This window comes from Streptomyces sp. NPDC058289 (assembly GCF_042880975.1).
In the GTDB taxonomy this organism is placed as follows: Bacteria; Actinomycetota; Actinomycetes; order Streptomycetales; family Streptomycetaceae; genus Streptomyces; species Streptomyces stoeckheimensis.
In genome coordinates this window covers 17,638-30,649 of record NZ_JBHVYI010000012.1, presented here as the reverse complement: position 1 = coordinate 30,649, position 13,012 = coordinate 17,638, and the positions used below count along the sequence as shown (strand labels likewise).

The window sequence follows — 13,012 nt, the reverse complement described above, 5'->3', positions numbered from 1 at the left end:
CCACGCAGTGCACGAAAAGGCCCCCGGGGGATCCCCGGGGGCCTTCCTCGTGCGTGCGACCTACGCGACCTACGCGATCTGCGCTGTCTGCGCGACCTACTCGACGGTGACGGACTTCGCCAGGTTGCGCGGCTTGTCGATGTCCCGGCCCATGGCCAGGGCGGTGTGGTACGCCAGCAGCTGCAGCGGGATGCCCATCAGGATCGGGTCCAGCTCGTCCTCGTTCTTGGGCACGAGGATCGTGTGGTCGGCCTTCTCCTGCTTGGTGTGGGCGACCGCAAGGATCCGGCCGCTGCGGGCCTTGATCTCCTCGAGCGCCGCGCGGTTCTTCTCCAGCAGGTCGTCGTCCGGGACGATCGCGACCGTCGGCAGCGAGGGCTCGATGAGGGCGAGCGGACCGTGCTTGAGCTCGGAGGCCGGGTAGGCCTCGGCGTGGATGTAGGAGATCTCCTTGAGCTTCAGGGAGGCCTCCAAGGCCACCGGGTAACCCCGGACACGGCCGATGAACATCATCGACTTGGCCTCGGCGTACTCGGCGGCCAGCTTCTTGATGTCCTCTTCGCCGTCCAGGATCTCCTGGATCTGCGCGGGCAGCTTGCGCAGGCCGTCGATGATCCGCTTGCCGTCGGTGACGGACAGGTCGCGGATGCGGCCCAGGTGCACGGCGAGCAGCGCGAAGGCCACGACCGTGTTGGTGAAGCACTTGGTGGAGACGACGCAGACCTCGGGGCCGGCGTGCACGTACACGCCGCCGTCGGCGGCGCGGGCGATCGCGGAGCCGACCACGTTGACCACGCCGAGGACGCGGGCGCCCTTGCGCTTGAGCTCCTGCACGGCCGCGAGCACGTCGTACGTCTCACCGGACTGGGAGACCGCGATGTAGAGGGTGTCGGGGTCCACGACCGGGTTGCGGTAGCGGAACTCCGAGGCGGGCTCGGCGTCGGCGGGGATGCGGGCCAGGCTCTCGATGAGGCCCGCGCCGATCATGCCGGCGTGGTAGGAGGTGCCGCAGCCCAGGATCTTGACCCGGCGGATGCCGCGCGCCTCGCGCGGGTCCAGGTTCAGGCCGCCCAGGTGGACGGTGCTGAAGCGGTCGTCGATCCGGCCGCGCAGGACGCGGTCGACCGCGTCGGCCTGCTCGGAGATCTCCTTGTGCATGTACGTGTCGTGGCCGCCCATGTCGTAGGAGGCGGCCTCCCACTCCACGGTCTCGGGCGTGGCGGTGGTCGTCGTGCCGGAGGTGGTGTAGGTCCGGAAGTCGTCGGCCTTCAGGGTCGCCATCTCGCCGTCGTCGAGGGTGACGATCTGGCGGGTGTGGGCGACGAGCGCGGCGATGTCCGAGGCGACGAACATCTCCTTCTCGCCGATGCCGAGGACGACCGGGGAGCCGTTGCGGGCCACGACGATGCGGTCGGGGAAGTCGGCGTGCATGACGGCGATGCCGTAGGTGCCCTCGACGACCTTGAGCGCCTCGCGGACCTTCTCCTCCAGGGTTTCGGCCTGGGCGCGGGCGATGAGGTGGACGAGCACCTCGGTGTCGGTCTCCGAGAGGAAGACGACCCCGTCGGCCTCCAGCTTGGCGCGCAGCTCGGAGGCGTTGTCGACGATGCCGTTGTGGACGACGGCGACCTTGTTGTCGGCGTCCAGGTGCGGGTGGGAGTTGAGGTCGCTCGGGGCGCCGTGGGTGGCCCAGCGGGTGTGGGCGATGCCGGTGGTGCCGGCGAAGCGCTTGGGGACCCGGGACTCCAGCTCGCGTACGCGGCCCTTGGCCTTGACGACCTTCAGGGCCGCGGCCTTCGGGCTGTTGACGACGATGCCCGCGGAGTCGTACCCGCGGTACTCCAGCCGCTGCAGGCCCTCCAGCAGCAGCGGTGCCACGTCACGCTTGCCGATGTAACCCACGATTCCGCACATAAGGTCTTTCCCCTCCTGAAGTTCGGTTGCTCTTGCCGCTGCCCCTGCAGCGCCCCGGCGCGTGGCCGGGGGTGGTGCTCAGCCGTAGACGATGCGGCGCAGTTGCCGGAGCGAGAGCTCCGGCGGTGCGACCGCGCGGTGCGGCAGTTCTGCCGCGATCCGCTCGAAGATGTCCGCGTTGACCGCGCCCCCGGACTGGAGCTCACGGTGGCGCCGGCGGACGAACTCCTCGGTGCTCTCGTCGAAGTACGCGAGTACGTCGAGCACCACTCGGGCGGCTTCGCCCCGCTGGAGCGAGGTGCTGCGCACCAAGTGGTCGACGAGGTCCTCGTGCGACGGGCGGCGGTCGGGCATCCGTCGATATTGGCGGTACGAGCGGAAGAACGCAAAAATCCTGCCCGAAATCGGGCAGGATTACGCTGGTCTGGACCAGAGGAGGGGTGAATTCCGGTCTCTGCTGGTCAGAAACGACCCAAAATCGCCGCTTTCGCCGTGGTGAACTCCTCGGCCGTGAGGATCCCCGCCTGATGCAGCTCCCCCAGCTCGCGCAGCCGGCGCAGCAGGGCGTCGTGGTCCTCCGCCGGGGCGGCGGCCGGGGCAAGGGCGGCGGCGGGGGCTGCGGCCGGGGTGGGCTTCGGCTCGAGTTCCGGGCGGGCGCCGGCCTCGGACGTGAGCTCCGGCGAGGAGACGGGCGCCGCCGGGTGCGGCATGCGCACCGCGACCGCCGCCGCGACCAGCGCCATCAGGGGGTCCTTCTTGAAGCCGAACAGCTCCACCGTGCACGGGTCGTACTTCGGCGGCGCGCTCTGGACGGGGGCGCCGGTCAGGCCGAAGCGGATCCACCCGCTCTCCAGCCCCCGGGACGGGGCCCACTCCACCGACCGCAGGTCCGCGACCCGGAACTCCCGGGCCCCGCCGGACCGTTTCGCCTCCTCCGTCGTCCAGTTCCACTCCAGGGACACCCGGTCCCCGTCGAAGGCCGCCGTCCCGTCGCCCGCGCCGACCGTGATCGGCACGGCGGGACCCGGTAGGAGGTAGGAGTCCGCGGGCCCGGGATCCACCTGGTCCAGCAGCAGGGCGTTGCGCACCTCGTCCACGAAGTACTCCGCCACCCCGCCGCGGTCCGGCTCCACGGTCAGCCGGTACGGATCGGAGGCCTCCGGCAGCCGGCCGCCCGTCACCTGGAGCAGCGGGTCGGCGCCGTCACGCAGCCGCAGGCGCAGCCGGCCCGCCTTGCGCCCGGGTTCGTAGGAGATCCCGGCCAGCGCGCGCAGCGGGACGAGCACCTCGCCCAGGGTCTGGCGCAGCAGGCCCACCCCCTTGTCGCGGCCCGGCACGATGCGCACCGCGTCCCCGTCGAAGGTCCATGTGCCGTCCTTCTGGATGATTTCCGCCATCCTTGGATTCTTGCATCGGCCCCACGGGCCCGGTTGGCCTATACCTATGCGCATGAGAGTCCCGCGACGCATGCTCGCCGCCCTCCTCGCCCTCGCCGCCGTCCCCGCGGCCGCCTCCTGCAGCAGTGCCGCGCGGGGGGACGACGCCCGGCCGGGCGACGAGCCCCCCGCCGCGCTCGCGCCCTACGAACGGCTCCTGCCGGCGCCCGTGTCCGCCCGGGCAGAAGGCCCGGGGTACACCTTCGGTCCGGGCACGGTCATCCGTACGGGCCTGACCGACGACGAGGAGGTCCGCAAGGTCGGCGAACTCCTCGCCGAGCAGCTGCGCGGCCCCAGCGGGCTGCCGCTGCCCGTGGTCGACGGGGTGGAGGGCGACGGGATCCGGCTGCGAATCGACGGGGAGGCCGAGGGAGCGGGGGAGGAGGGCTACCGGCTGGAGTCCGGGCCCGGCGGGGTCACCCTCACCGCCCGTACGCCCGCGGGTCTCTTCCACGCGGGCCAGACGCTGCGCCAGCTCCTGCCGGTGTCCGGCCCGGGGACGGTGCCGGGCGGCACGGTCACGGACGCGCCGCGCTTCGCGTACCGGGGGGCGATGGTGGACGTGGCCCGGCACTTCTTCACGGCGGAGCAGGTCAAGAGGTACGTCGACCAGCTCGCGCAGTACAAGGTCAACACCCTGCACCTGCACCTGACCGACGACCAGGGCTGGCGCCTCGCGATCGACTCCTGGCCGAGGCTGGCGGAGTACGGGGGTGCGAGCGAGGTCGGCGGCGGCCCCGGCGGGCACTGGACGAAGGACGAGTACCGGGACCTGGTGGCGTACGCCTCGGAGCGGTACGTGGACGTGGTCCCGGAGATCGACATGCCGGGCCACGTGAACGCCGCGCAGGCCGCCTACGCGGAGCTGAACTGCGACGGCAAGGCGCGCGAGCGCTACACCGGGATCAAGGTCGGCTTCAGCTCGCTGTGCGTGGGCAAGGAACGGACCTACGAGTTCATCGACCAGGTGCTGGGGGAGCTCGCGGAGCTGACCCCCGGCAAGTACCTGCACATCGGCGGCGACGAAGCGCACTCCACGCCCGCGGCGGACTACGCGGCCTTCATGGACCGGGCCCAGGCGGTCGTGGCAAGGCACGGCAAGACGGTGGTGGCCTGGCACCAGCTCGCGACGGCCCGGCCTGCCCCGGGGGCGGTGCTCCAGTACTGGGGCCACGACCGCACGGCGGCCGCCGAGAAGGCGGCGGTGGCCGCGGCGGCCAAGGCGGGCAGCCCGGTGATCCTGTCCCCGGCGGACCGGCTCTACCTGGACATGAAGTACGACAAGGAGACGAAGCCGGGACTGGCCTGGGCCGGGTACGTACCGGTGCGCCGCGCCTACGACTGGGACCCGGGAACCTACCTGACGGGCCTCCCGGAATCCGCGGTCCTCGGAGTGGAGGCCCCCCTGTGGACGGAGACCATCGCGACCCGGGGGGACTGGGAGCTGATGGCCTTCCCGCGCGTACTGGGCCTCGCGGAACTGGGCTGGTCCCCGGCCGCCGCCCACGACTGGCCCTCGTACAGCCGGCGCCTTGCGGCCCAGGGGCCGCGGCTGGACGCCCAGGACGTCACCTTCTACCGGGCGCCTGACGTGCCCTGGCAGTAGGGCCGGGGCCGGAGGGTCCGGACCCGGCGGCGTACCGCTAGAGCGCCGCCGTCGGGTCCTCGTCGGGGGACCGGCCCGCGTAGGCCTCCGCGAGGAGTTGGTCCTCGGTGGCGCCGAGGCGCCAGTAGCCGGTGAAGCGGACCGTGCGGCGGTCGATGCCGCAGTCCTGGACGAAGTGCCTGCGGACCGCGCGGATCGTCGCGGACTCGCCTGCGATCCAGGCGTACGGGGACGTGGTGGCGGGTCGTTCGGCCGCGCGGAGCGCCTCCAGCACCCGGTCGGTGCGATCCCGGCCGGCGCCCGGCTCCCGTACGACCCAGGTGATGTCCGCGTCGGCGGACGTCGGCAGGTACAGCCGGTCGTCCTCGTGCGGGACCTCGAACCAGGCCCTGACCGGGGTGCCTTCGGGGAGCCGGTCCAGGATCGCGGAGGCCGCGGGGAGGGCGGTCTCGTCGGCGTACATCAGGAGGGCGTCGGTGACGGCCGGTGGCTGGAAACGTACGGACTTGTTCTCCGCGACGGCCGGGCCGATGGCCATGATCCGGCGGCCGGTCACCGCGCGGCCGGCCCAGGACGAGGCGGGGGAGGTGGCGCCGTGCAGGACGAAGTCGATGTCCACCTCGTCCACGCCGGCGGGGGTCCGGCGCTGCTCGCGGACCGTGTACGAGCGCATCACCGGGCGCTCCTCGTCGGGCATCCCGCGCCAGTCCGCGAACCAGGTGTCCTCGCCCGTGGAGGGCAGCACCGTGTGCTCCCGGCCGGCGGGCGGCAGGAAGAGGGACAGGCTCTGGTCGTAGCCGCCCGAGCGGAAGTCCGTCAGGGACTCGCCGCCGAAGGTGATCCGCAGGAAGGAGTGGCCGAGGCGGCGCGTGCGGAGCACTTCGAGCTCGAAGAAGCGGAAGTGGGGGATCTCGGCTTCGGGTGCGGGCGCGTTGTCGGGTGCGGTCGCGGCGGTGTTGGCGTTGGCGGTCATGCGGAGGGTCCCCCCCTGGGATCGGCGATGACGGGCGAAACAGAAGGCCCCGGCGCCTGGGTGAGGTGCCGGGGCCGGACGGTCAGGGGTCAGCTGACCTTCTTGGCGTTCTGGATGGCCTTGGTGAGCTCTTCGACGATCTGCGCGCACTTCTCGTAGGAGTAGATCGGCTCGGTCACGCGGGGGGTGATCTGACCGGCCTTGACGGCCGGCATCTCGGCCCAGGTCGGCTTGGCCTTCAGCTCCTCCGGCTGGAGGGTGCCGGTGCGGTTGTCGAGGAGGATCACGTCGGCCTGGTACTTGCCGGCGTTCTCCCAGCTGAGGCTCTCGAAGAAGCCGCCCTCGACCTTGTCCGGGGTGACGAACTCGACGCCGAGCGACTGGAAGTACTTCAGGTCGGCGGAGGTGGCCGGGGTGGAGACGTAGAACAGGTCCGCGGCGCCGGAACCGACGAGCACCTTGATGCCGGGGTTCGCCTTGGTGGCCTCGCGGAGCTTCGCGGAGGCGGCCTCGAAGCGGGCCTTGGCGTCGACGGTCTTCTTGTCGTTCAGGTCGGCGCCCAGGGACTTCGCGAGATCCGCGGTGCGGGCCAGGGCCTTGTCCATCGTGACGTCGCCGCCCACGCCGATCGCGGCGGCCGGGGCCAGCTTGAGGATCTTGTCCTTGGAGGCTTCCGGCAGGTACCAGTAGCTGTCCTTCTCCCAGGTGTTGGTCACCAGGAGGTCGGGCTGGAGGGCCGCGTACTTCTCGACGTTGAACTCGTCGTAGACGTTGCCGATGATCTCGACCTTGGAGATGTCCATCGAGCCGGCCTGCACGTCGGCCTTGCCGTCGGCGGTCTTCGTCGGGCCGAACACGCCCTTGACGCCGACCCCGTAGTCGTGGAGCGCGGCCGCGGTGCCGGTGAAGGCGACGATGTTCTTCGGCGTGGACTTGGCGGTGACGTCCTTGCCCATGTCGTCCTTGAAGCTCCAGGCCGCCGCGGCGCCCGTGCCCTTGTCGCCCGAACCGTCCTTCGCGGAGTCGCTGCCACCGCAGGCGGTGAGCGCGGCCACGAGGCCGAGGGCGCCACCTGCCGCGATCAGGCCGCGGCGGGTGAGGAGGGAGGAGCGGGACTTGGGCATGGAGATGTCCACTTTCGTGCGTACTGGGTGGCTCGGGCGTTCGATAGGAAGGTTAGCCTAACCTTGGCTGGAAACGATAAAGGGCCCTCCTCACGGAGGGCCCCGTACCGCACCACCGACTGCCGTTAGGCGGAAAGCCCCAGCTCACGGGCGATCAGCATGCGCTGCACCTCGCTCGTGCCCTCGCCGATCTCCAGGATCTTCGAGTCGCGCCACATGCGGGCCACCGGGTACTCGTTCATGAACCCGTAGCCGCCGTGGATCTGCGTGGCGTCGCGCGCGTTGTCGACCGCCACCGTCGAGGAGTACAGCTTCGCGATGGCCGCCTCCTTCTTGAAGGGCTCACCGGCCACGAGCCGGGAGGCCGCGTCGCGCCAGCCGATCCGGGCCATGTGGGCGCGCATCTCCATGTCCGCCAGCTTGAACTGGATGGCCTGGTTGTCGCCGATCGCCTTGCCGAAGGCGTGCCGCTCCTTGGCGTACTTCACCGACTCGTCCACGCAGCCCTGCGCCAGGCCCGTCGCGAGCGCCGAGATGGCCACGCGGCCCTCGTCGAGGATCCGCAGGAACTGGGCGTAGCCGCGGCCCTCCTCGCCGACCAGGTTGGCCAGGGGGACCCGTACGCCGTCGAAGGACAGCTCGCGGGTGTCCGAGGAGTTCCAGCCGACCTTGGAGTAGGGGGCGGCCACCGTGAAGCCCGGGGTGCCTGACGGGACGATGATCGAGGAGATCTCCGGGCGGCCGTCCGCCTTGCGGCCCGTCACGGCGGTGACGGTGACCAGGCCGGTGATGTCCGTACCGGAGTTGGTGATGAAGCACTTCGAGCCGTTGATCACCCACTCGCCGCCGTCCCGGACTGCGGTCGTACGGGTGCCGCCCGCGTCCGAGCCCGCCCCCGGCTCGGTCAGGCCGAAGGCGCCGAGGATCTCGCCGGAGCACATCCGCGGCAGCCACTGCCGCTTCTGCTCCTCGGTGCCGAAGAGGTACAGGGGCATCGCGCCGAGCGAGACGCCGGCCTCCAGGGTGATGGCGACCGAGGAGTCGACGCGGGCCAGCTCCTCCAGGGCGATGCCGAGGGCGAGGTAGTCGCCGCCCATGCCGCCGTACTCCTCCGGGAAGGGCAGGCCGAACAGGCCCATGCGGCCCATCTCGGCGACGATCTCGTACGGGAACTCGTGCCGCTCGTACAGATCGCCGATCTTGGGCGCCACCACATCGTGCGCGAACGCCTCGACGGTGCGGCGGAGTTCCTCGTGCTCGGGGGTGAGCCGGTGGTCGAGGGCCATGGTCTTCGTTACTCCTTGTGGGAGAGGGCGCGGACGGTACGGGAGGGGCTGGGGCGCCCCAACTGCTCGGCCATCCACACGCTCGTGGCGGTGAGGGCGGCCAGATCGACCCCGGTCTCGATGCCGAGGCCGTCGAGCATCCAGACGAGGTCCTCGGTCGCGAGATTGCCGGTGGCGCTCTTGGCGTACGGGCATCCGCCGAGGCCGCCCGCGGAGGCGTCGACGGTGGTCACGCCGTGCTGGAGCGCGGCGAGGGTGTTGGACAGGGCCTGGCCGTAGGTGTCGTGGAAGTGCACGCCGATCAGGTCGGTGCCCACGCCCTCCTCGTTGAGCGCGGAGAGGAGGGCCTGCACGTGCCCCGGGGTGGCGACGCCGATGGTGTCGCCGAGGCTCAGCTCGTCACAGCCGAGGTCGAGGAGGGCCTTGGCGACGCCGACCACCTGGTGGACCGGGACCGGACCCTCCCAGGGGTCGCCGAAGCACATGGAGAGGTAGCCGCGGACGTGCGCCTTGTGCTCCTTGGCGCGGGCCACGACGGGCTCGAACATCGCGAGGGACCCGGCGACGGTGCGGTTGAGGTTGCGGGAGGCGAAGGTCTCGGTGGCCGAACCGATCACGGCGATCCGGGTGGCCCCGAGGGCGAGCGCACGGTCGAGGCCGCGCTCGTTGGGGACGAGGACCGGCAGCGCGGCCGGCACGTCGGCGAGGAGCGGGAACAGCTCGTCGGCGTCGGCCAACTGGGGGATCCACCGGGGGTGCACGAAGCTGGTCGCCTCGATGGTGGTGAGCCCGGCGGCGGCCAGCCGGTGCACGAACTCGGCCTTCACGTGGGTCGGGACGGCCGTCTTCTCGTTCTGCAGCCCGTCGCGGGCGCCCACCTCGTGGATCCGGACCCGGGCCGGGAGGCCCTCGTACGGGAAGCTCATCGGAAGCCCGTTCATGCGTCCTTCTCCTCCTCGTCCGGGGTGACCACGGCCAGGATCTGGTCCATGGCGACCGTGCTGCCAGGGGTGACGTCGAGTTCGGTGACGGTGCCGGCGTGCGGGGCGGAGATGACGTGCTCCATCTTCATGGCCTCGACGACGAGCAGGCTCTGGCCGGCGGCCACCTTGTCGCCCACGGTCACCTTGACCACCGTGACGGTGCCGGGCATGGGGGCGGCGAGGGTATCGGCGCCGCCGCGTCCCGCGCCGCGGAGGTTCGCCTCGACCGGGTCGTGGGCCTGTACGTGCCAGGAGTCGCCGTCGCGGCCGAGCCACGTACCCTCCGGGGAGGTGGCGTGGCTGAACCGGTGGGTGACCCCGTCGAGTTCGACCGTGAGGTGCTCGGGGGTGAGCTGCACGATCCGGCCCCGGGCCGGGGTGCCGTCGCCGTCCAGCAGGAGCTCCGTGTCCGGGCCCGTTCCGGCGGGCCGGGTGCGGACCGTGACCGGGTCCTGGCCCGGGAGGCGGAAGTGGTGGACCGTCCAGGCGGGGGTTCCGCCGAGGCGCCAGCCGTTGGCGGAGTCGAACGGGTCGACCCAGCCCCCGGCAGGGTTTCGGGAAGGGGCGGGGTGGGGGGCGGAGCCCCCGGCCAGCAGCGCAGCCGCCGCGTACACCTCGTCCGGGACCCCGTCGGGGAGCAGCTGGGACAGGTCCCGCTCCACCAGCCCGGTGTCCAGGTCGCCCGACACCACGTCCGGGTGCGCGAGCAGCCTCCGCAGGAAGCCCGTGTTGGTCTGCACGCCCAGGATCACGGTGTCCGCGAGCGCACCCCGCAGCACCCGCAGGGCCGCCGCCCGGTCGGGACCGTAGGCGATGACCTTCGACAGCATCGGGTCGTAGGTGGAGCCGGTGTCGACCCCCGCCGCCAGCCCGGAGTCCGTACGGACGGAGCCGCCGTCCGGCTCCGACAGGGCCAGCACCATGCCGCCGGACGGCAGGAAGCCCCGCGCCGGATCCTCGGCGCAGACGCGGGCCTCGATCGCGTGCCCGGTCAGCCGGACCTCCGACTGGCCGAAGCCCAGCTCCGCGCCCGCCGCGACCCGGAGCTGCTGCTCCACCAGGTCCAGCCCGGTGACGAGTTCGGTCACCGGGTGCTCCACCTGGAGCCGGGTGTTCATCTCCATGAAGAAGTACGAGGAGGGGTCCCCGCCCGGGACGATGAACTCCACCGTCCCCGCGCCGACGTACCCGCAGGATCGCGCCGCCTCCACCGCCGCCGCGCCCATCGAGGCCCGCAGCTCCGGCGTCAGCAGGACCGACGGCGCCTCCTCGATCACCTTCTGGTGGCGCCGCTGGAGCGAGCACTCGCGCTCCCCGAGGTGGACCACGTTCCCGTGCGCGTCCGCCAGCACCTGGATCTCGATGTGTCGGGGCCGGTCCACCGAGCGCTCCACCAGCAGGGTGTCGTCGCCGAAGGAGGACTTCGCCTCGCGCCGGGCCGCCGCGATCTCCTCGCCGAGCAGCCCGGAGTCCCGTACCAGCCGCATGCCCTTGCCGCCGCCGCCCGCCGAGGGCTTCAGCAGGACCGGCATGCCGATCTCCTCGGCGGCGGCGACCAGTTCGGCGTCGGACAGCCCGCTGCCCGAGGAACCGGGGACCACGGGCACGCCCGCCGCCTTGACGGTCTCCTTGGCGCGGATCTTGTCGCCCATCAGGGAGATCGCCGAGGCCGGCGGCCCGATGAAGGCCAGGCCCGCGGCCGTGCAGGCGGCCGCGAAGGCGGCGTTCTCCGCGAGGAAGCCGTAGCCGGGGTGGACGGCCTCGGCGCCCGTGCGGCGCGCCGCGTCGAGCAGCCGCTCCACCGACAGGTAGCTCTCGGCGGCCGCGGCCGGGCCGATGCGGACGGCCGTGTCGGCCTCCCGTACGTGCCGGGCGTCCGCGTCGGCGTCGCTGAAGACGGCCACGGAACGGATGCCGAGCTCCCGCAGGGTGCGGATGACGCGGACCGCGATCTCGCCCCGGTTCGCGACCAGAACAGTGGTGAACATCAGTGAGGTCCTCACGTCACATACGGAAGATGCCGAAGCCCGAGTCGCTCAGGGGAGCGTTCGCGCACGCGGTCAGGGCCAGTCCCAGCACCTGCCGGGTCTCCATCGGGTCGATGACCCCGTCGTCCCACAGCCGCGCCGTGGCGTAGTAGGCGTTGCCCTGTTCCTCGTACTGCGCCCGGACCGGGGCCTTGAAGGCCTCCTCGTCCTCGGCGGGCCACTCCTGGCCCGCGCCCTCGATCTGGTCGCGCTTGACCGTCGCGAGGACGGAGGCCGCCTGCTCGCCGCCCATCACCGAGATCTTGGCGTTGGGCCACATCCACAGGAACCGCGGGGAGTAGGCCCGGCCGCACATCGAGTAGTTGCCCGCGCCGTACGAGCCGCCGACCACCACCGTGAGCTTCGGGACCCGGGTGCAGGCCACGGCCGTGACCATCTTGGCGCCGTGCTTGGCGATGCCGCCCGCTTCGTAGTCCCGGCCGACCATGAAGCCGGAGATGTTCTGGAGGAAGAGGAGCGGGATGCCGCGCTGGTCGCACAGCTCGATGAAGTGCGCGCCCTTCTGGGCCGATTCGGAGAACAGGATGCCGTTGTTGGCGACGATCCCGACCGGGTGCCCGTGGATCCGGGCGAAGCCGGTGACCAGGGTCTGCCCGAACTCCGACTTGAACTCCTGGAAGCGGGAGCCGTCCACGATCCGGCCGATGATCTCGCGGGCGTCGTAGGGGGTGCGGGAGTCGACGGGGACCGCGCCGTACAGCCCGTACGGGTCCACCTTGGGCTCCTCGGGAGCCTCGACCGACCAGGGCAGGGCCTGGCGCTCGGGCAGGGTCGCCACGATGTTCCGTACGATCCGCAGCGCGTGCGCGTCGTCCTCCGCGAGGTGGTCGGTGACCCCGGAGATGCGGGAGTGGACCTCGCCGCCGCCCAGGTCCTCGGCCGTGACCACCTCGCCGGTGGCGGCCTTCACCAGCGGCGGGCCGCCGAGGAAGATCGTGCCCTGGCCGCGGACGATGACGGCCTCGTCGCTCATGGCCGGTACGTAGGCGCCGCCCGCCGTGCAGGAGCCGAGGACGGCGGCGATCTGCGGGATGCCGGCCCCCGACATGCGGGCCTGGTTGTAGAAGATGCGGCCGAAGTGGTCCCGGTCGGGGAAGACCTCGTCCTGCATGGGGAGGAAGGCGCCGCCCGAGTCGACCAGGTAGAGGCAGGGGAGACGATTCTCCAGAGCCACTTCCTGGGCGCGCAGGTGCTTCTTCACGGTCATCGGGTAGTACGTGCCGCCCTTGACGGTGGCGTCGTTCGCGACGATCACGCACTCGCGGCCGCTGACCCGGCCGATGCCCGCGATCACGCCGGCGGCCGGGGCCGCACCCCCGTACATGCCCTCGGCGGCCAGCGGGGCCAGCTCCAGGAAGGGGGACCCGGGGTCGAGGAGGGCGTCCACGCGGTCGCGCGGCAGCAGCTTCCCGCGGGCGGTGTGCCGGGCGCGGGCCTTCTCGCCGCCGCCGAGCCGGGCCGCCTCCAGCCGGGCCCGCAGGCCCTCGGAGAGCTCGCGGTGGGCGGCCTCGTTGGCCCGCCAGGCGTCGGACGCCGGGTCGGCGGCGCTCGTCAGCACTGGTGCCTGCTGCATCGGTCGAGCTCCCTTGCTCGGTGCGCTCTGGTTAATGAGCGTTAACGCATGTGGGACTTAGGTTAACGA

At 71.8% G+C, this 13,012-nt stretch carries 10 protein-coding genes; 1 reads left to right on the top strand and 9 read right to left on the bottom strand.

Annotated elements, in window-relative coordinates; genetic code table 11:
* Positions 1-96: 96 nt before the first annotated feature.
* The 3 genes from glmS to ACFVX6_RS08485 form a co-directional block, all read right to left on the bottom strand.
* The gene (gene glmS / locus ACFVX6_RS08495; protein WP_389689286.1) at positions 97-1,914 is read right to left on the bottom strand and encodes a glutamine--fructose-6-phosphate transaminase (isomerizing); all 1,818 of its coding nucleotides are present in this window, start codon (positions 1,912-1,914) and stop codon (positions 97-99) included.
* A gap of 78 nt (positions 1,915-1,992) precedes the next feature.
* Positions 1,993-2,268 (bottom strand): hypothetical protein, encoded by a 276-nt coding sequence (locus ACFVX6_RS08490; protein ID WP_250741293.1) that lies wholly within the window; start codon positions 2,266-2,268, stop codon positions 1,993-1,995.
* Positions 2,269-2,375: 107 nt separating this feature from the next.
* A complete protein-coding gene (locus tag ACFVX6_RS08485; protein WP_389689284.1) occupies positions 2,376-3,311 on the bottom strand; it encodes a DUF4429 domain-containing protein in 936 nt (311 codons plus the stop codon).
* Between the two features lie 52 nt (positions 3,312-3,363).
* Here ACFVX6_RS08485 and ACFVX6_RS08480 point away from each other — a divergent pair, with 52 nt between their 5' ends.
* On the top strand, positions 3,364-4,956 hold the full coding sequence (locus ACFVX6_RS08480) for a beta-N-acetylhexosaminidase (protein WP_389689282.1): 1,593 nt from the start codon (positions 3,364-3,366) through the stop codon (positions 4,954-4,956).
* A gap of 37 nt (positions 4,957-4,993) precedes the next feature.
* On the opposite strand, the gene ACFVX6_RS08475 is transcribed toward ACFVX6_RS08480, so the two are convergent.
* The 6 genes from ACFVX6_RS08475 to ACFVX6_RS08450 all read right to left on the bottom strand — a co-directional run bounded on the left by ACFVX6_RS08475 (position 4,994) and on the right by ACFVX6_RS08450 (position 12,943).
* Positions 4,994-5,929, bottom strand: a complete 936-nt coding sequence (locus tag ACFVX6_RS08475) for a siderophore-interacting protein (RefSeq protein ID WP_389689280.1) — start codon at positions 5,927-5,929, stop codon at positions 4,994-4,996.
* Positions 5,930-6,018: 89 nt separating this feature from the next.
* Positions 6,019-7,053, bottom strand: a complete 1,035-nt coding sequence (locus ACFVX6_RS08470; RefSeq protein WP_389689278.1) for an ABC transporter substrate-binding protein — start codon at positions 7,051-7,053, stop codon at positions 6,019-6,021.
* 125 nt (positions 7,054-7,178) lie between these two features.
* Positions 7,179-8,339, bottom strand: coding sequence for an acyl-CoA dehydrogenase family protein (locus ACFVX6_RS08465; RefSeq protein ID WP_389689276.1), 1,161 nt, complete (start codon positions 8,337-8,339; stop codon positions 7,179-7,181).
* 8 nt (positions 8,340-8,347) lie between these two features.
* Entirely contained in the window at positions 8,348-9,280 is a 933-nt protein-coding gene (locus ACFVX6_RS08460) for a hydroxymethylglutaryl-CoA lyase (RefSeq protein WP_389689274.1), read from the bottom strand.
* Positions 9,277-11,310 carry an acetyl/propionyl/methylcrotonyl-CoA carboxylase subunit alpha gene (locus ACFVX6_RS08455; RefSeq protein ID WP_389689272.1) on the bottom strand — a complete coding sequence of 678 codons (2,034 nt, stop codon included), beginning with the start codon at positions 11,308-11,310 and terminating at the stop codon, positions 9,277-9,279. Before ACFVX6_RS08455 ends, ACFVX6_RS08460 begins: the two co-directional genes overlap by 4 nt.
* A 16-nt stretch (positions 11,311-11,326) precedes the next feature.
* Positions 11,327-12,943, bottom strand: a complete 1,617-nt coding sequence (locus tag ACFVX6_RS08450) for a carboxyl transferase domain-containing protein (protein ID WP_389689270.1) — start codon at positions 12,941-12,943, stop codon at positions 11,327-11,329.
* Positions 12,944-13,012: the final 69 nt, after the last annotated feature.